Here is a 17,418-nt window from a genome sequence, read left to right as displayed (position 1 = left end):
GCTCCACCCGCCCGGCCGCTACCTTTCGCTCCGTGGCGATGTTCCGACTGCAAGGCAGCAAGGTCCTCGCCGTCGACGTGACCGGGGACGCCGTGAAGGCGAAGAACGGCTCGATGGTCGCGTACGACGGACAGATGGCCTTCAAGAAGCTCAGTGGCGGCGGCGAGGGGCTGCGGGGGATGGTGACCCGGCGTCTCACCGGCGAGCAGATGACCGTGATGGAGGTGAGGGGGCAGGGCACGTGCTGGTTCGCGGACCGGGCCTCCGAGATCAACCTCGTGCAACTCCAGGGGGACACGCTGTACGTGGAGTCGAGCAACCTGCTCGCGACGGACGCCGGCCTCAGGACGGGGACGACGTTCACCGGCCTGCGCGGCGCCTCGCAGGGCAACGGGCTGTTCACGACCACCGTCGAGGGCCACGGCCAGGCGGCGATCACGTCCGACGGCCCGGCGGTGGTGCTGCGGGTCAGCCCGCAGTACCCGCTGTCCGTGGACCCGGGGGCGTACGTCGCGCACCAGGGGAACCTGCGGCAGTCCTTCCAGTCCGGCGTGACGTTCCGCACGTTCCTCGGCGAGGGCGGCGGCGAGGCGTTCCAGATCCGCTTCGAGGGCGACGGCCTGGTCTACGTCCAGCCCAGCGAGCGCAACACGATCGCGGGGGACGCGTGATGGCCTTCCGCGAGATCAACTCCAAGATGATCGAGGCCACCGTGGTGCCGGGGCAGCGGCTGTTCAGCCAGCGCGGCGCCATGCTGGCGTACCGGGGCGAGGTGTCCTTTACCCCCAACCTGCAGGGCGGCCAGGGCGGGGTGATGTCCATGATCGGGCGCCGCCTGGCCAACGAGGACACGCCCCTGATGACCGTCGAGGGCAGCGGCACGGTGCTGTTCGGGCACGGCGGCCACCACGTCCAGCTGATCACCCTCACCGGCGACACCCTCTACGTCGAGGCCGACCGGCTGCTCGCCTTCGAGGGCACCCTCCAGCAGGGCACGATGTTCCTCGGCTCGCAGGGCGGGGTGATGGGCATGGTCCGCGGCCAGGTGAGCGGCCAGGGGCTGTTCACCACCACCCTCAAGGGTCACGGCGCGGTGGCCGTCATGGCGCACGGCGGTGTGTTCGAGGTCCCGATCACCCCCCAGCGCCCGGTCCACGTGGACCCGCAGGCGTACGTCGCCCACCACGGCGACGTGCGCAACAAGCTGTCCACCGCGCTCGGCTGGCGGGACATGGTGGGCCGCGGCTCCGGCGAGGCGTTCCAGCTGGAGCTGAGCGGCAGCGGCGTGGTGTACGTCCAGGCGTCGGAGGAGAAGCTGTGAGCACCCACTACGGCGCGGGGCCGACGGTGTACGACCCGATGACGCTGCCCGTCGACGACAACGTCAACTCCTACACGTTCTGCGTGGAGCTCAAGGGCAGCCAGTGGTTCCTGCAGAAGGGGAAGATGATCGCCTACTACGGGGCGATCGACTTCAACGGCATCGGACACGGCCGTCTGGACCGTCTGGTGCGCACGTCGTTCCATTCGCCTCTGCACGCGAGCGACTGGGTGGTGGCCGAGGGCTCGGGCAAGATGCTCCTCGCCGACCGGGCCTTCGACGTCAATTCGTACGACCTGGAGAACGGCAACCTGACCATTCGCTCGGGCAACCTGCTCGCTTTTCAGCCAAGCTTGTCGCTGAAGCAATCGATCGTGCCGGGTTTCCTGACCCTCATCGGAACCGGAAAGTTCGTGGCCGCGTCCAACGGTCCGGTGGTGTTCATGGAACCGCCCCTCAGGGTGGACCCTCAGGCGCTGGTCGGCTGGGCCGACTGCCCCTCCCCGTGCCACCACTACGACCACCAGTACATGACCGGGGTAATGGGCGGTCTACGTGCGCTGACGGGCCTCGGCGGGGCCTCCGGCGAGGAGCACCAGTTCGAGTTCGTGGGGGCCGGGACGGTGCTGCTCCAGTCCACCGAGACGCTGATGGCGGAGCAGGCCACGGGAGCGACCCCGCAGCAGGCGGGAGTGCCCGGGGGCGGCGGGGGTCAGGGCCCCCAGGGACCGCAGTCGGGGACACCGCGCCTTCCCGGACAGCTGGGAGACCTCCAGCGTCGCTTCGGGCTGTGAGCGGTAGTCTGCGGAGTGTGACATCGAACGCGTGCGCACCGTCACACCACCCTCAGTAGTTCGCCTTTCAACATTTTAGGTAGACTTCATTCATGGAGACCGAGACGGCCACGCGCTGGCTGACGGATGCGGAGCAGTGCGCCTGGCGCACCCACCTGGAGGTCAACCGACTGCTGACCTACCAGCTCGAGAAGGACTTGCAGCCGTTCGGCCTGACAATGAACGATTACGAGATCCTGGTCAATCTCTCCGAGTCGGAGGACGTCCGGATGCGGATGAGCGATCTCGCGTCCGCCACTCTCCAGTCGAAGAGCCGCCTCTCGCACCAGATCACCCGCATGGAGAACGCCGACCTGGTGCGCCGGGAGAACTGCGAGTCCGACCGCCGCGGACTCTACGCCGTCCTCACCGAGCACGGCATGGAGACGATGAAGAAGGTCGCGCCCCACCACGTGGCGTCGGTGCGGCGGCACTTCATCGACCTGCTCTCCCCCGAGGCGCTGGCGGAGCTGGACAAGGCCCTGCGGCCCATCGCGGACCACCTGCGCGGGCAGCGGGGACGCCCCTGAGCGGCGTACGGGCGGCATGACGAGCGACAGGCGGACCTCCTGGAGGAGGTCCGCCTGTCGGCTTGTGCGGGTCGTGCGCGGGCTCAGCCCTCGGTGAGCCCCGCGACCAGTTCGTCCGCGGCCCGGTAGGGGTCCAGGTCGCCGGAGACGATCCGCTCGGCGAGCGCGCCGAGGCGGCGGTCGCCGTGCAGGTCGCCGATCCGCTCCCGCAGCGCGGTCACCGCGATCGTCTCGACCTCCCGGGCGGCCCGGGCGCGCCGGCGCTCCACCAGCACCCCGTGCTCCTCCATCCACGCCCGGTGCTTCTCCAGGGCCTCCACGACCTCGTCGACGCCCTCCCCGCGCGCGGCGACCGTCTTGACGATCGGGGGCCGCCAGTCGCCGGGGCCGCGGGCCTCGCCGAGGCCCAGCATGTGGTTCAGCTCCCGGGCCGTGGCGTCGGCGCCGTCCCGGTCCGCCTTGTTCACGACGTACACGTCGCCGATCTCCAGGATGCCCGCCTTGGCGGCCTGGATCCCGTCGCCCATGCCCGGGGCGAGCAGCACCACCGAGGTGTCCGCCTGGGAGGCGATCTCCACCTCGGACTGGCCCACGCCCACGGTCTCCACCAGGATCACGTCGCAGCCCGCCGCGTCCAGCACCCGGATCGCCTGCGGCGCCGCCCAGGCGAGGCCGCCCAGGTGGCCCCGGGTCGCCATCGAGCGGATGTAGACGCCGGGGTCGGAGGCGTGCTCGGACATCCGGACCCGGTCGCCGAGCAGCGCGCCGCCCGAGAACGGCGAGGAGGGGTCGACGGCCAGGACGCCGACCCGCCTGCCCTGCCGCCGGTAGGCGCTCACCAGCGCCGACGTGGAGGTGGACTTGCCGACGCCGGGCGAGCCGGTCAGGCCCACGACGTAGGCGTTGCCGGAGAGCGGGGCCAGTGCCGCCATGACCTCGCGCAGCTGCGGGGACGCCCCCTCGACCAGGGAGATCAGCCGGGCCACGGCCCGGGGCCGGCCTTCCCTGGCCTGGGCGACCAGCGAGGAGACGTCCTGCATCACAGCTCCGTTCACGAAGAGGTCGTACGGGTCGTACGTCGGTCCTGCAGCGGGCGGCGGGGGTTACGCCTTGGCCACCCGCACGATCAGCGCGTCGCCCTGGCCGCCGCCGCCGCAGAGCGCCGCCGCGCCGACCCCGCCGCCGCGCCGCTTGAGCTCCAGCGCCAGGTGCAGCACCAGACGCGCACCGGACATGCCGATCGGGTGACCCAGGGCGATGGCACCGCCGTTCACGTTCACCTTTTCCGTGGACACGCCGAGGTCCTTCATTGACTGCACGGCGACCGCGGCGAAGGCCTCGTTGATCTCGATGAGGTCCAGGTCCGACACCTCCAGGCCCTCCTTCTTCAGGGCGTGCAGGATGGCGTTGGAGGGCTGGGACTGCAGCGAGTTGTCCGGGCCGGCCACGTTGCCGTGGGCGCCGATCTCGGCGATCCACTCCAGGCCCAGCTCCTGCGCCTTGGCCTTGCTCATCACGACCACCGCGGCCGCGCCGTCGGAGATCTGCGAGGCGGAGCCGGCGGTGATGGTGCCGTCCTTGGTGAAGGCCGGGCGCAGCTTGCCGAGGGACTCCGCGGTGGTCTCCGGGCGGATGCCCTCGTCCTTGCTGAAGACGACCGGCTCGCCCTTGCGCTGCGGGATCTCCACCGGGGTGATCTCGGCCTCGAACAGGCCGTTCTTCTGTGCGGCGGCGGCGCGCTGGTGGGACAGGGCGGCGATCTCGTCCTGCTCGGCGCGGCCGATGCCGAGGCGGCCGTTGTGCGTCTCGGTGGACTCGCCCATCGGGATGTTCTGCCACGGGTCGGTCAGGCCGTCGTACGCCATGGCGTCGAGCACCTGCACCGCGCCGTACTTGAAGCCCTCGCGGGACTTCGGCAGCAGGTGCGGGGCGTTGGTCATGGACTCCTGGCCGCCGGCCACCACGACGTCGAACTCACCCGCACGGATCAACTGGTCCGCCAGGGCGATGGCGTCGAGGCCGGAGAGGCACACCTTGTTGATGGTGAGCGCCGGGACGCTCATCGGGATGCCCGCCTTGACCGCCGCCTGGCGTGCCGGGATCTGCCCCGCCCCGGCCGTGAGCACCTGCCCCATGATCACGTACTGCACCTGGTCGCCGCCGATCCCCGCACGGTCGAGGGCGGCCTTGATCGCGAAGCCGCCGAGGTCGGCTCCGGAGAAGGACTTGAGCGAGCCGAGCAACCGGCCCATGGGCGTGCGCGCGCCCGCGACGATCACAGAGGTGTTCGTTGCAGAAGACATGAGCTGCGATCCCCTTACCGGCCTGCACGGGCCGAGGAGTGAACGAGGGTTTACTTTGAATGTACTGACGTGCAGTACACGGCGTCATCGGGCCATCGGTGTGATCGCGCGCACGTTGCGTAACCAGGGCATGAGCGCTGCACTGAATCCATGCTGACGCGAATCGACCACATCGGGATCGCCTGCCACGACCTCGACGCGACCGTCGAGTTCTACACCTCCACCTACGGCTTCACCGTGTTCCACGAGGAGGTCAACGAGGAGCAGGGCGTGCGCGAGGCCATGCTCAAGATCAACGACACCTCCGACGGCGGCGCCTCCTACCTCCAGCTGCTCGAACCGACCCGCGAGGACTCCACCGTCGCCAAGTGGCTCGCGAAGAACGGCGAGGGAGTGCACCACATCGCCTTCGGCACGGCGGACGTCGACGGCGACGCCGCCGCCGTCCGGGACAAGGGCGTACGCGTGCTCTACGAAGAGCCGCGACGCGGTTCCATGGGGTCACGGATCACCTTCCTGCACCCCAAGGACTGCCACGGAGTCCTCACAGAACTGGTCACTTCGGCCCCTGTTGAGTCGTCTGAGCACTGACCCTCGTACATAAGGGCCGGTAGGGTTGGGGGCGGTCGTCGCCACCACGCGGGCGACCGGGTCCCGTCCGCGACGGCGGGACCGTGCCGGGGTCCGGGTTTCGGGGGTACGAGCGGCGGGCAGCAGCCCAGGTTCCGCCGTTGATCTGACACCATTCCCCGGGGGCCCCGTCCGGCGGATGGACGAGGCTCGTTGGAAAGCTTGCGACCAGGGGACGGATGGGACCGCGCAGTGCGGGGCTACGAGAGCCAGGAGCGGGAGCCGGCGGCTGACGTCGACCACCTCACTCGGTTCGAAGCCGAGATGAAGCGGCTGAAGACCGAGCGGGAAAAGGCGATCCAGCACGCCGAGGACCTCGGCTACCAGGTCGAGGTGCTGCGCGCCAAGTTGCACGAGGCGCGGCGCACCATCATGTCCCGGCCCTCCTTCGAGGGGGGCGACATCGGCTGGCAGGCCGAGCAGTTGCTGCGCAACGCGCAGATGCAGGCCGACCAGATCCGCGCCGACGCCGAGCGCGAGCTGAGCCAGGCCCGGGCGCAGACCCAGCGCATCCTCCAGGAGCACGCCGAGCAGGCCGCGCGCCTCCAGGCGGAGCTGCACGCCGAGGCGGTGACCCGGCGCCAGCAGCTCGACCAGGAGCTCGCCGAGCGCCGCCAGACCGTCGAGTCGCACGTCAACGAGAACGTGGCGTGGGCGGAGCAGCTGCGCGCCCGCACCGAGTCGCAGGCCCGCCGGCTGCTCGAGGAGTCCCGCGCCGAGGCCGAGCAGGCCATGGCGGCCGCCCGCGCCGAGGCCGAGCGGCTGACCCGGGAGGCCCGCGAACGGCTCCAGAGCGAGGCGGAGACCGCCCGCACCGAGGCCGAGCAGATCCTGCGCCGCGCCCGCACGGACGCCGAGCGCCTGCTGAACGCGGCCTCCACACAGGCGCAGGAGGCCACCGACCACGCCGAGGCGCTGCGCTCCTCCACGGTGAGCGAGTCCGATACCGCCCGCCGCCAGGCCCAGGAGCTCAGCCGCGCCGCCGAGCAGCGCATGAGCGAGGCCGAGGAGGCGCTGCGCAAGGCGCAGACCGAGGCCGAGAAGCTGCTCGCCGAGGCCAAGGAGGCCGCCGCCAAGGCCCTCACCACCGCCGAGGCCGCCAACGAGACGCGCACCCGGACCGCCAAGGAGCAGGTCGCCCGGCTGGTCGAGGAGGCCACCAAGGAGGCCGAGGTCACCAAGGCGGAGGCCGAGCAGGCCCTCGCCGACGCCCGCGCCGAGGCGGAGAAGCTGGTCGCCGAGGCCGCCGAGAAGGCCCGGACGCTCACCGCCGAGGAGAGCGCGACCCAGCTGTCGAAGGCGGCCAAGACCGCCGAGGACGTCCTCAACAAGGCGCAGGAGGACGCCCGGCGCACCACCCGGGCGGCCGCCGAGGAGGCCGAGCGGATCCGCTCCGAGGCCGAGGCCGAGGCGGACCGGCTGCGCGCCGAGGCGCACGACATCGCCGAGCAGCTCAAGGGCGCGGCGAAGGACGACACCGAGGAGTACCGCGCCAAGACCGTCGAACTCCAGGAGGAGGCACGGCGGTTGCGCGGCGAGGCCGAGCAGCTGCGCTCGGACGCGGTCGCCGAGGGCGACAAGATCCGCGCGGAGGCCCGCAAGGAGGCCGTCCAGCAGATCGAGGAGGCCGCCAGGACCGCCGAGGAGCTGCTCGCCAAGGCCAAGGCGGACGCCGACGAGCTGCGCCAGAAGGCCACGGCGGACAGCGAGAAGGTCCGCACCGAGGCCATCGAGCGCGCCACCACGCTGCGCCGCCAGGCCGAGGACACCCTGGAGCGCACCCGCAAGGAGGCCGAGCGCCACCGCGCCGAGGCCACCGAGCAGGCCGAGGCGCTCATCGCGGACGCCGAGCGGGCCGCGCGCGAGCTGCGCGAGGAGACCGAGCGGGCCGTCGAGGCCCGGCAGGCCGAGGCCGCCGCCGAGCTGACCCGGCTGCACGGCGAGGCCGAGACCCGGCTGGCCTCCGCCGAGCAGGCGCTGACCGAGGCCCGCGAGGAGGCGGCCCGCATCCGCCGCGAGGCCGGCGAGGAGATCGACCGGCTGCGCTCGGAGGCCGCCGAACGGATCCGCGCGCTGCAGGAGCAGGCCGAGGCCGAGGCCCAGCGGCTGCGTGACGAGGCCGCCGCCGACGCGTCCGCCTCGCGCGCCGAGGGCGAGGCCTTCGCCGTACGCCTGCGCTCGGAGGCCGCCGGGGAGGCCGAGCGGCTGAAGTCGGAGGCGCAGGACACCGCCGACCGGGTGCGGGCCGAGGCCCAGGCGGCCGCCGAACGGCTGGCCGCCGAGGCATCCGAGACGCTGGCCGCCGCCCAGGAGGAGGCCGCCCGCCGCCGGCGCGAGGCCGAGGAACTGCTGGGCGCCGCCCGCCAGGAGGCGGACCAGGAGCGCGAGCGGGCCCGCGAGCAGAGCGAGGAGCTGCTGGCGTCGGCGCGCACCCGCGTCGAGGAGGCACAGGCCGAGGCGATCCGCCTGGTGGAGGAGGCCGACCGGCGCGCCACCGAGATGGTGTCGGCGGCCGAGCTGCACGCCCAGCAGGTGCGCGACTCGGTGGCCGGGCTGCACGAGCAGGCCCAGGAGGAGATCGCCGGGCTGCGCTCCGCCGCCGAGCACGCCGCCGACCGCACCCGCCGGGAGGCCGAGGAGGAGGCGGACCGGGTCCGCGCCGACGCCTACGCCGAGCGGGAGCGGGCCAGCGAGGACGCCACCCGGCTGCGCCGCGAGGCGAGCGAGGAGACGGAGGCCGCCAAGGCGCTCGCCGAGCGGACCGTCGGGGACGCGATCGCGGAGGCCGACCGGCTGCGCTCGGAGGCGTCCGCGCACGCCCAGCGGGTGCGCACCGAGGCCTCGGACGCGCTCGCCGAGGCCGACCAGGCCGCCGCGCGCACCCGTGCGGACGCCCGCGAGGACGCCAACCGGATCCGCTCCGACGCGGCGACGCAGGCGGACACCCTCATCACCGAGGCGCGCGCCGAGGCGGAGCGCCTGCAGAACGACACCCTCGCCGAGGCCGAGCGGCTCCAGTCGGAGACGGCCGCCGAGGCGGAGCGGGTGCGGGCCGACTCCGTCGCCCGGGCCGAGCAGCTCGTCGGCGAGGCCACCGACGAGGCGGAGCGGCTGCGCGCCGAGGCCGCCGAGACGGTCGGCTCCGCGCAGGCACACGCCGAGCGGGTGCGCACGGAGGCCGAGCGGGTGCGCGCCGAGGCACGCACCGAGGCCGAACGGCTCGTCAACTCCGCGCGCCAGGAGGCCGACCGGACGCTGGACGAGGCCCGCCGGGAGGCCAACAAGCGCCGCTCGGAGGCCGCCGAGCAGGTCGACACCCTCATCACCGAGACCACGGCCGAGGCCGACAAGCTGCTCACCGAGGCCCAGCAGCAGGCGCAGAAGACCACCGCGGACGCCGAGTCGCAGGCCGACACCATGGTCGGCGCGGCCCGCACGGAGGCCGACCGGATCGTGTCCGAGGCGACCGTCGAGGGCAACTCCCTGGTGGAGAAGGCCCGGACGGACGCCGACGAACTGCTGGTCGGGGCCCGCCGGGACGCCACGGCCGTCCGGGAGCGGGCGGAGGAGCTGCGCGAGCGGCTCACGTCCGAGATCGAGGAGCTGCACGAGCGGGCCCGCCGGGAGGCCGCCGAGACGATGAAGTCGACCGGCGACCGCTGCGACGCGCTGATCAAGGCGGCCGAGGAGCAGCTGGCCAAGGCGCAGGCGAAGGCCAAGGAGATCGTCTCGGAGGCCAACTCCGAGGCGGGCAAGGTGCGCATCGCCGCGGTCAAGAAGGCCGAGGGCCTGCTGAAGGAGGCCGAGCAGAAGAAGGCCACCCTGGTCAGGGAGGCCGAGGAGCTGAAAGCGGAGGCGATCCGCGAGGCCCGGCGCACGGTCGAGGAGGGCAAGCGCGAGCTGGAGGTCCTGGTGCGCCGGCGCGAGGACATCAACGCCGAGATCTCCCGGGTGCAGGACGTCCTGGAGGCGCTGGAGTCGTTCGAGGCTCCGTCGGCCGGCAAGGACGGCGGGGTCAAGGCCGGCGCGACGGTCGGCGCCCCCCGATCGGGTGGCAAGTCCCCGGAGAACTAGCGGTGGATGCCCGATCCGTTGAAGTCTGGGGCCTTTGCCCACGTCATTGGCAAGCCGTCCGGCGGCGAGCCACCCTAAAGGGGTGTCATTCTCCAGATCAAAACTGCATCCGCTCGATGACACACCGCATCGGCGCCTAGGATTCCACCTATCACCTCACCGGTCTCATTCGACAGGAACCCCATGAGCGACACTTCCCCCTACGGCTTCGAGCTTGTGCGGCGTGGGTACGACCGCGCTCAGGTGGACGAACGGATCTCGAAGCTCGTCTCCGACCGTGACAGTGCTCTGGCCCGCATCACCGCCCTGGAGAAGCGCATCGAGGAGCTCCACCTCGAGACGCAGAACGCCCAGGCCGCCGTCAGCGACGCGGAGCCGTCGTACGCGGGTCTCGGCGCGCGCGTCGAGAAGATCCTCCGGCTGGCCGAGGAGGAGGCCAAGGACCTGCGCGAGGAGGCCCGCCGCGCGGCCGAGCAGCACCGCGAGCTCGCCGAGTCGGCGGCCCAGCAGGTGCGCAACGACGCGGAGTCATTCGCCGCGGAGCGCAAGGCCAAGGCGGAGGACGAGGGCGTCCGGATCGTCGAGAAGGCCAAGAGCGACGCCTCGCAGCTGCGCGCCGACGCCCAGAAGGACGCGCAGTCCAAGCGCGAGGAGGCCGACGCCCTCTTCGAGGAGACCCGCGCCAAGGCCGCCCAGGCCGCCGCCGACTTCGAGACGAACCTCGCCAAGCGCCGCGAGCAGTCCGAGCGTGACCTGGCGTCCCGTCAGGCCAAGGCCGAGAAGCGCCTCGCGGAGATCGAGCACCGCGCGGAGCAGCTGCGCCTGGAGGCCGAGAAGCTGCGCACCGACGCCGAGCGCCGCGCCCGTCAGACGGTGGAGACCGCCCAGCGCCAGGCCGAGGACATCGTGGCCGACGCCAACGCCAAGGCCGACCGCATCCGCTCGGAATCCGAGCGCGAGCTGGCGGCGCTGACGAACCGTCGCGACTCCATCAACGCCCAGCTGACGAACGTCCGCGAGATGCTCGCCACGCTGACCGGTGCCGCGGTGGCCGCCGCCGGTACGCCGGCCACGGACGACGAGCCGATCTCCCGCGGGGTCCCGGCCCAGCAGACGCGGTAGCACCGGCCGACCGTGGGCCCGCGCCTCCCTCCCGGGGGCGCGGGCCTTCGTCGTACCCGGCCGCCGCGGCCGATGCCGGCCCCCTTCCACCCGCCCGGCTGGCATCCGGCGAACGCGGGTCATAGCGTGGCCGCATGATCGAGCTCCAGGGGCTGACCAAGCGGTACGGCGAGAAGGTGGCGGTCAACAACCTCACCTTCACCGTCAGACCCGGCATCGTCACGGGCTTCCTCGGACCCAACGGGGCCGGGAAGTCCACCACCATGCGCATGATGCTCGGTCTGGACCGGCCCACCGCCGGTGACGTACGGATCGACGGCAAGCACTACGACCAGCTGAAGGACCCGCTGACCTACATCGGCGCTCTGCTGGACGCCAAGGCCGTGCACGGCGGCCGCAGCGCCTTCAACCACCTGCTGTGCCTGGCGCAGAGCAACGGCATCCCCCGGGCCCGGGTGCACGAGGTGCTCGACACGGTCGGCCTGACGTCGGTCGCCCGGAAGAAGGCCAAGGGCTTCTCGCTGGGCATGGGCCAGCGGCTCGGCATCGCCGCCGCGCTGCTGGGCGACCCGCGGATCCTGATGTTCGACGAGCCGGTCAACGGGCTCGACCCCGAGGGCATCCACTGGATGCGCACCCTGATGAAATCCCTGGCCGCGCAGGGCCGCACCGTCTTCGTCTCCTCCCACCTGATGAGCGAGATGGCCCTCACCGCGGACCACCTCGTGGTGATCGGCCAGGGCCGGCTGCTCGCCGACACCTCCATGGCCGACTTCATCGCGCGCAACTCCCGCTCCTACGTCCGCATCCGCACCCCGCAGCGCGAGCGGCTGCTCGACGCGCTGCACGAGGCGGGGGTCACCGTGGTGGAGGCGGACGGCGGGGTGCTGGAGGTCGACGGGGGCAAGGCGGAGCAGCTCGGCGAGCTGGCCGCCCGGCACGGCGTCGTGCTGCACGAGCTGAGCCCCCAGCAGGCCTCCCTGGAGGAGGCGTTCATGCAGCTCACCGCCGAGTCGGTGGAGTACCACGCGCACAGCGACGCGCCGGCCGCGCCGCAGTGGGGCGACGACTGGAAGAGGGACTGAGCATGGCGGTGACCCAGGTCGTCCGGTCCGAGTGGACGAAGATCCGCTCCGTCGCGTCCACCGTGTGGACGCTGTCCCTCGCCGTGGTCGTGACCATCGCGCTCGGCATGCTGATCTCCGCGCTGTCGAAGAACGAGTTCGACAGCATGAGCCGGCGGGACCGGCTCTCCTTCGACCCGACGTTCATCAGCTTCGCCGGGATGAGCCTCGGACAGCTGGCGATGATCGTGTTCGGGGTGCTCGTGGTCTCCAACGAGTACAGCACCGGCATGATCCGCACCTCGCTCGCCGCGGTGCCGCAGCGCGCCTCGTTCCTGTTCAGCAAGATCGCGGTGGCCACGGGGCTGGCGCTGGTGGTGGCCCTGGCGACCAGCTTCGCGGCGTTCTTCCTCGGCCAGGCGATGCTCGGCCCGCACCGGGCGCAGCTCGGCGACCCCGGGGTGCTGCGGGCGGTCATCGGCGGCGGTCTCTACATGACCCTGATCGCCGTGTTCTCCATGGGCGTCGCCACGATGCTGCGCTCGCCGATGCTGTCCCTGGGCATCCTCATGCCGTTCTTCTTCCTGATCTCCAACATCCTCGGCAACGTCAGCGCGACCAAGAAGGTCGGCCGGTACCTGCCCGACCAGGCCGGCAGCAGGATCATGCAGGTGGTGACGCCGCTCGACGACGACACCCCGTACGGGCCGTGGGGCGGGCTAGGGATCATGGCGCTGTGGGTGCTCGCGGCGCTCCTCGGCGGCTTCGTGCTGCTGAAGAAGCGGGACGCGTGATCCGGCGGCCCCGGACACCGCGGTTTTACTTCCCCTTGGGCGGAACCGTCAGCGGCTGGATATCCTCCTAACCCTTACGGGGGCGCGTGCGCCCGCTGTCCTGAACCTTTCGATGGGTGCGGAGCATGATCGAAGCAGTCGGCCTGACCAAGCGCTACGGCGACAAGACCGCTGTGTACAACCTGTCCTTCCAGGTGCGGCCCGGTGCCGTGACCGGCTTCCTCGGGCCGAACGGCTCGGGCAAGTCGACGACGATGAGGATGATCCTCGGCCTGGACAACCCCACCGCGGGCTCGGTGACGATCGGCGGCTACCCCTACCGCAGGCTCCCCAACGCGCCCCGGCACGTCGGCGCGCTGCTGGACGCCAAGGCCGTGCACGGCGGCCGCACGGCCCGCAACCACCTGCTGTCCCTGGCGCAGCTGTCCGGCATCCCGGCCCGGCGGGTCGACGAGGTGCTGGGCGTGGTGGGCCTGCAGGACGTGGCCCGGCGCCGCTCCAAGGGCTTCTCCCTGGGCATGGGCCAGCGGCTCGGCATCGCCGCCGCGCTGCTCGGCGACCCCCAGGTGCTGCTGTTCGACGAGCCGGTCAACGGGCTCGACCCCGAGGGCATCCTGTGGGTGCGCAACCTGATGAAGGCCCTCGCGGCGGAGGGCCGCACGGTCTTCGTCTCCTCGCACCTGATGAGCGAGATGGCGCTGACCGCCGACCACCTCATCGTGATCGGGCGCGGACAGCTGCTGGCCGACATGAGCGTGCAGGACTTCATCGAGGCGAACTCCGCGGGCTTCGCCCGGGTGCGCACCCCCGACAGCGAGCCGCAGCAGCGCGAGAAGCTGACCTCCGCGCTGACCGAGGCGGGCGGGCACGTGCTGCCCGAGCAGGACGGCGGGCTGCGGGTGACCGGGCTGGCGCTCCCCCGCATCTCCGCGATCGCCCACGAGGCCGACGTACGGCTGTGGGAGCTGTCGCCGCACCAGGCCTCGCTGGAGGAGGCCTACATGCGGATGACGCAGGCCGCCGTGGACTACCGCTCGACGGTCGACCAGAAGTCCGGCCTGATGCAGCCGCTGCCGCCCGGCGCCGCGCCGCCCGTGCCGGTCCCCGGCCAGGGCCAGCCCGGCTGGTACGCCCCGCCGCCGCCCCAGCCCGGCCCGACACCGCCCGGCGGCCCGTACGCGGGCTACGGCGCACCCGCGGCCCCGGCGCCCGGCTACGGCGCCCCCGCGGCCCCCGCGCCCGGCTACGGCGCCCCCGTCGCCCCGGGCGCCGGTCCGGTGCCGCCGGCGGGCAACCCGTACGCCCAGCCGGCCCCGCAGCAGCCGGCCCCGCAGGCCCCGGCGCCCGCCGTTCCGCCCGCGGCCCCCGTGGAGGCTCCCGCGGCGGCGGGCGCACAGCCCGTGGCGTCGCCCGCCGCCGCCCCGGCCGCCGCCTCCGCTCCCCACGACGCCCCGACCCAGCCCGAGGACGACCGATGAGCAGCCCCCAGTCCCCCTCGCCGCAGGCCGCGCCCTTCCTCCAGCAGGCCCCGGGCGGAGCGCCGTACCCCGGCTACACCTCGCCGATCCCGGTGAAGCGCACGCACCTCGGGCACGCCGTCGCCTCGGAGTGGACGAAGATCCGGTCCGTACGCTCGACGATGTGGACGCTGGGCGTGTACGTGCTGCTGGTCGTCGGCATCGGCCTGGTGACCGCGCTGCTGGTCGCGGCCAACGCCTCGGACGGCAGCCTGGACGGCGAGAACCCCCTGTCCATGGGCTTCTTCGGGCTGCTCCTCGGCAGCATGTGCGTCATCACCCTCGGCGTGCTGACCACGGCCTCGGAGTACGGCACCGGCATGATCCGCACGACCACGGTGGCGTGCCCCTCGCGCGGCCGGGTCCTCGCCGCCAAGTCGATCGTGTTCTTCGCGGTGGCGTTCCTGGTGACCCTGGTGTCGACGTTCCTGGTCGCGGTGGTGGACACCGCGGTGCTGACCGACGCGCGGGAGCCGTCCGGCAGCGAGTGGCTCAAGGCCACCGTCGGCGTGTCCCTCTACCTGGCGCTGCTGGGCCTGGTGTCCCTCGCGATCGGCTCGGTGATCCGGCACTCCGCGGGCGCCATCACGATCATGATCGGCGTGCTGCTGGCCCCGCTGGTGATCGCCCTGTTCATGTTCTCGGAGTCCCTGCAGGACCTGCGCGAGGCCCTGTTCGAGTACTCGATCCCCAGTCAGCTCGGGATCTTCTACTCCTCGTCGCTCACCGACAGCGGCCCCAGCGGCTGGGACCCGCTGTGGATCGCGCTCGGCACCACCGCGGTGGTGCTGGGCTTCGCCTTCTTCCTGCTGGAGAAGCGGGACGTGTAGCCGGCCCGACGGAGCCGTGCGGCGGGTGGCCGCGCGGCTCAGAACCTCGGCGTGCCGCGGGACCGCCGTACCCCTGGGGTGCGGCGGTCCCGTGCGTTCCAGCAGGCCTTGTGCCAGTGCCGGCGGTCGTCCACGCCCGCGTGCTCCGGCCAGGCCACCACGTGCGGCACCCCGTCCGGGATGGTCTGGTCGCACCCGGGGCAGCGGTACGCCTTGCCCTGGGCGCTCGCCCCGGCCACGTGCCGCACGCTCCACTCCTCGCCCTGCCAGCTCACCGTGGACTGCCAGCCGCCGTAGCGGCCCGACCGGTCGTCCTCGGCGCTGCGGCCGGACACGGAGTCGGCACCCTTGGGCCGGTTGCGACGCGGGGACACGGGACACCTCTCGGGGCTATACAGGAAGTGGGACCGCCGTCCAGCCTACGCGGCGGCGGGCCGGGTACGCGGAGGGCGTCGACACCCCACAAGTCCCCCGCGGGGGCGCCGGATCCGGGTCGGTTCTCCCGACAATCCGCAAATCCCCCCGCGCGCCCGTGTCCTCGGCACGTGTCGGACGGTTATGCCCCGTGGGGGAGCTCCGCGTCGGAGCCGAGGAAGCAGGAAAGTGCCATGCGCGTAGGAAGTTTCGTGTTGGCGGCCCAGTTCCCGGGCCAGGGTCAGGGGGAGGCCCTGCACCGGGCGGTCCGCTCGGCCGAGGTGGCCGAGGAGGCGGGGCTGGAGTCGGTCTGGCTGGCCGAGCACCACTTCGTGCCGTACGGCACGTGCCCGTCCGCCGTCACCCTGGCCGCGCTGCTGCTGGGCCGCACCCGTCGCCTCCGGGTCGGCACGGCGGTCAGCGTGCTGTCCACCGCCCACCCCGTGGCGCTCGGCGAGCAGGCCGCGCTGCTGCACCTGACGAGCGGCGGCCGCTTCTCGCTCGGGGTGGGGCGCGGCGGGCCCTGGGTGGACCTTGAGGTGTTCGGCAGCGGTCTCGCGGCCTACGAGTCCGGGTTCCCGGAATCACTCGATCTGCTGGTGCGCTGGCTGCGCGAGGCCCGCGTCGGGGCGGACGGCGAGCGGTTCCGGTTCCGCGAGGTGCCCGTGGTACCCCGGCCGTCGGAGGCGCTGACCGACGCCGCGGGGCCCGAGGTGGTCGTGGCGTGCACCTCGCCGGCGAGCGTGCGGCTGGCCGCCGAGCGGGGGCTGCCGATGCTGCTGGGGATGCACGTCGGGGACGACGAGAAGGCCGAGATGGTCGCCCTGTGGCGGCGGCACGCCCGCGCGGCCGGACGGTCCGCGGACGAGATCCGCGGCGCGGCCCACGTGTCGGCGGGCGTCTGCCAGATCGCCGACCGGCGCACGGACGCCGTGGAGACGCTGGTGAAGGCGATGCCCGGCTGGCTGCGGCAGGGCCTGGACGCGCACGTCACCGTGGACGGCCGCGCCCGCCGGATGCGGGACCCGGTGGCCTACACCGAACTGCTGTGCGGGATGCACCCGGTGGGCACGCCCGAGGGGTGCGCCGACCGGCTCGCCGCGACCTGCGAGCGCACCGGCATCTCCCGCTTCGCCCTGCTCGTCGAGGGCTCGGGGGACCTGGCGGCGACGGAGGAGAACGTACGGCGGCTGGGCGCCGAGGTGCTCCCCCTGCTGGGGTGAACTCCCCCGCGCCGCAGGGCGCTTGCCGCTCCCGTGCCGATGGCACCTCCCGCACGGGGAGCGGCAAGCGACGGGGCCGCGTCAGCAGTCCCGCAGTTCCGGGGACTGGTTGAGCAACTGGCTGCGCACCGAGGTGAAGCGGGTGAGTGTCTCGTCGACCGAGGGGTCCAGCGGGAACACCGCCACCCGGTGGCAGTTCTGGAAGGCCAGCCGTACACCGAAGTGCCGCTGCAGGGCGCCACGAATCGCGTCACTCGCGAGCGCTCGCAGCAGCTGACCGCGTGCCTGCTCGTCCGGCGGGGGCGTCTGGTTGTCGGCGAACGGACCGCCGTCGACCTTCAGCTGGGCCACCAGGGAGCTGACCATCTCCCATGCGTAGGGCAGGGAGGTCCGGACGCAGTCGACGAAGGCTGCGTCGTCGACCTCGCCTCGCTCGGCCTGTTCGAGTAGGGCCGGTGAGACGTCGAGCGACATGGGTTCTCCTCTCGCACCCCGGAAGAACAGGGGTTGCCGGACAGGGATGGGGAGACCGCCCCACGGACGTCCCGCGCACGCTGAGTACACGCATCGCGACCTCCCGTTCCCACCGTAGGCAACTGCCGGGAGCGGCACCAGGAGAATGCGAACAAAGGGAACCCCCGGCAGGCACACAATCGGCCACACCCGAAACGTCCGTGTACAGGGAGGAAAGGGAGTGATCGGCGGGACGGGCGGGGACGCGTCCGGGCGGCGGGGGCGACGGGGCGCGTGGGGCGGTGGAGGC

The 17,418-nt window shown here is 72.5% G+C and carries 16 protein-coding genes; 12 read left to right on the top strand and 4 right to left on the bottom strand.

Annotation, left to right across the window (positions count from 1 at the left end; all coding sequences use genetic code 11):
* Positions 1-38 precede the first annotated feature (38 nt).
* The 4 genes from AQJ30_RS23005 (at position 39) to AQJ30_RS22990 (ending at position 2,684) form a co-directional block, all read left to right on the top strand.
* The gene (locus tag AQJ30_RS23005; protein WP_067237357.1) at positions 39-671 is read left to right on the top strand and encodes an AIM24 family protein; all 633 of its coding nucleotides are present in this window, start codon (positions 39-41) and stop codon (positions 669-671) included.
* Entirely contained in the window at positions 671-1,321 is a 651-nt protein-coding gene (locus tag AQJ30_RS23000) for an AIM24 family protein (protein WP_067237211.1), read from the top strand. The genes AQJ30_RS23005 and AQJ30_RS23000 overlap by 1 nt, the downstream gene beginning before the upstream one ends.
* A 38-nt stretch (positions 1,322-1,359) precedes the next feature.
* On the top strand, positions 1,360-2,115 hold the full coding sequence (locus AQJ30_RS22995) for an AIM24 family protein (RefSeq protein ID WP_067237354.1): 756 nt from the start codon (positions 1,360-1,362) through the stop codon (positions 2,113-2,115).
* Positions 2,116-2,207: 92 nt separating this feature from the next.
* Positions 2,208-2,684 carry a MarR family winged helix-turn-helix transcriptional regulator gene (locus AQJ30_RS22990; RefSeq protein WP_067237209.1) on the top strand — a complete coding sequence of 159 codons (477 nt, stop codon included), beginning with the start codon at positions 2,208-2,210 and terminating at the stop codon, positions 2,682-2,684.
* An 83-nt stretch (positions 2,685-2,767) separates the two neighbouring features.
* Here the strand turns inward: AQJ30_RS22990 and meaB are convergent, their stop codons facing one another.
* Together meaB and AQJ30_RS22980 are read right to left on the bottom strand one after the other, a co-directional pair.
* A complete protein-coding gene (gene meaB / locus AQJ30_RS22985; protein ID WP_067237207.1) occupies positions 2,768-3,724 on the bottom strand; it encodes a methylmalonyl Co-A mutase-associated GTPase MeaB in 957 nt (318 codons plus the stop codon).
* 63 nt (positions 3,725-3,787) lie between these two features.
* Positions 3,788-4,987, bottom strand: a complete 1,200-nt coding sequence (locus tag AQJ30_RS22980) for an acetyl-CoA C-acetyltransferase (protein WP_067237205.1) — start codon at positions 4,985-4,987, stop codon at positions 3,788-3,790.
* Positions 4,988-5,137: 150 nt separating this feature from the next.
* On the opposite strand from AQJ30_RS22980, the gene mce reads away from it, so the two are divergent.
* From mce to AQJ30_RS22945, 7 genes are all read left to right on the top strand, one after another.
* Positions 5,138-5,578 (top strand): methylmalonyl-CoA epimerase, encoded by a 441-nt coding sequence (mce, locus tag AQJ30_RS22975; RefSeq protein WP_067237203.1) that lies wholly within the window; start codon positions 5,138-5,140, stop codon positions 5,576-5,578.
* A gap of 231 nt (positions 5,579-5,809) precedes the next feature.
* Entirely contained in the window at positions 5,810-9,691 is a 3,882-nt protein-coding gene (gene scy / locus AQJ30_RS22970) for a polarized growth protein Scy (RefSeq protein WP_067237200.1), read from the top strand.
* A 183-nt stretch (positions 9,692-9,874) separates the two neighbouring features.
* A complete protein-coding gene (locus AQJ30_RS22965) occupies positions 9,875-10,813 on the top strand; it encodes a coiled-coil domain-containing protein (protein WP_067237198.1) in 939 nt (312 codons plus the stop codon).
* Positions 10,814-10,947: 134 nt separating this feature from the next.
* Positions 10,948-11,898, top strand: coding sequence for an ABC transporter ATP-binding protein (locus AQJ30_RS22960; RefSeq protein ID WP_067237196.1), 951 nt, complete (start codon positions 10,948-10,950; stop codon positions 11,896-11,898).
* Positions 11,899-11,900: 2 nt separating this feature from the next.
* Positions 11,901-12,671, top strand: coding sequence for an ABC transporter permease (locus tag AQJ30_RS22955; RefSeq protein WP_067237193.1), 771 nt, complete (start codon positions 11,901-11,903; stop codon positions 12,669-12,671).
* Positions 12,672-12,796: 125 nt separating this feature from the next.
* The gene (locus tag AQJ30_RS22950) at positions 12,797-14,149 is read left to right on the top strand and encodes an ABC transporter ATP-binding protein (RefSeq protein ID WP_067237190.1); all 1,353 of its coding nucleotides are present in this window, start codon (positions 12,797-12,799) and stop codon (positions 14,147-14,149) included.
* Entirely contained in the window at positions 14,146-15,018 is an 873-nt protein-coding gene (locus AQJ30_RS22945; RefSeq protein ID WP_067237188.1) for an ABC-2 transporter permease, read from the top strand. Before AQJ30_RS22950 ends, AQJ30_RS22945 begins: the two co-directional genes overlap by 4 nt.
* Positions 15,019-15,056: 38 nt before the next feature.
* Here AQJ30_RS22945 and AQJ30_RS22940 read toward each other — a convergent pair whose 3' ends face one another.
* On the bottom strand, positions 15,057-15,392 hold the full coding sequence (locus AQJ30_RS22940; RefSeq protein ID WP_067237185.1) for an ATP/GTP-binding protein: 336 nt from the start codon (positions 15,390-15,392) through the stop codon (positions 15,057-15,059).
* A gap of 234 nt (positions 15,393-15,626) precedes the next feature.
* Between AQJ30_RS22940 and AQJ30_RS22935 the strand changes: the two genes are divergently transcribed.
* Complete coding sequence (locus AQJ30_RS22935; RefSeq protein ID WP_067237183.1) at positions 15,627-16,655, top strand: LLM class flavin-dependent oxidoreductase; 1,029 nt, start codon at positions 15,627-15,629, stop codon at positions 16,653-16,655.
* A gap of 81 nt (positions 16,656-16,736) precedes the next feature.
* Here AQJ30_RS22935 and AQJ30_RS22930 read toward each other — a convergent pair whose 3' ends face one another.
* Positions 16,737-17,129 carry an SCO5389 family protein gene (locus AQJ30_RS22930; RefSeq protein ID WP_067237180.1) on the bottom strand — a complete coding sequence of 131 codons (393 nt, stop codon included), beginning with the start codon at positions 17,127-17,129 and terminating at the stop codon, positions 16,737-16,739.
* Between the last annotated feature and the right edge of the window lie 289 nt (positions 17,130-17,418).

Origin of the sequence: Streptomyces longwoodensis, assembly GCF_001514125.1 — a bacterium.
GTDB lineage: Bacteria > Actinomycetota > Actinomycetes > Streptomycetales > Streptomycetaceae > Streptomyces > Streptomyces longwoodensis.
Note: the sequence above shows the minus strand (reverse complement) of the source record. Positions and strands in the feature narration are given on the sequence as shown.

Bases quoted from the DNA above. Each gene is read 5' to 3' on its own strand.
- AQJ30_RS22980 (WP_067237205.1), bottom strand. From the start codon at position 4,987: ATGTCTTCTGCAACGAACACCTCTGTGATCGTCGCGGGCGCGCGCACG.
- AQJ30_RS22955 (WP_067237193.1), top strand. From the start codon at position 11,901: ATGGCGGTGACCCAGGTCGTCCGGTCCGAGTGGACGAAGATCCGCTCC.
- AQJ30_RS22960 (WP_067237196.1), top strand. From the start codon at position 10,948: ATGATCGAGCTCCAGGGGCTGACCAAGCGGTACGGCGAGAAGGTGGCG.
- AQJ30_RS22945 (WP_067237188.1), top strand. From the start codon at position 14,146: ATGAGCAGCCCCCAGTCCCCCTCGCCGCAGGCCGCGCCCTTCCTCCAG.
- AQJ30_RS22995 (WP_067237354.1), top strand. From the start codon at position 1,360: ATGACGCTGCCCGTCGACGACAACGTCAACTCCTACACGTTCTGCGTG.
- AQJ30_RS22950 (WP_067237190.1), top strand. From the start codon at position 12,797: ATGATCGAAGCAGTCGGCCTGACCAAGCGCTACGGCGACAAGACCGCT.
- mce (WP_067237203.1), top strand. From the start codon at position 5,138: ATGCTGACGCGAATCGACCACATCGGGATCGCCTGCCACGACCTCGAC.
- AQJ30_RS22935 (WP_067237183.1), top strand. From the start codon at position 15,627: ATGCGCGTAGGAAGTTTCGTGTTGGCGGCCCAGTTCCCGGGCCAGGGT.
- AQJ30_RS22965 (WP_067237198.1), top strand. From the start codon at position 9,875: ATGAGCGACACTTCCCCCTACGGCTTCGAGCTTGTGCGGCGTGGGTAC.
- AQJ30_RS22990 (WP_067237209.1), top strand. From the start codon at position 2,208: ATGGAGACCGAGACGGCCACGCGCTGGCTGACGGATGCGGAGCAGTGC.
- AQJ30_RS22930 (WP_067237180.1), bottom strand. From the start codon at position 17,129: ATGTCGCTCGACGTCTCACCGGCCCTACTCGAACAGGCCGAGCGAGGC.
- AQJ30_RS23000 (WP_067237211.1), top strand. From the start codon at position 671: ATGGCCTTCCGCGAGATCAACTCCAAGATGATCGAGGCCACCGTGGTG.
- AQJ30_RS23005 (WP_067237357.1), top strand. From the start codon at position 39: ATGTTCCGACTGCAAGGCAGCAAGGTCCTCGCCGTCGACGTGACCGGG.
- meaB (WP_067237207.1), bottom strand. From the start codon at position 3,724: ATGCAGGACGTCTCCTCGCTGGTCGCCCAGGCCAGGGAAGGCCGGCCC.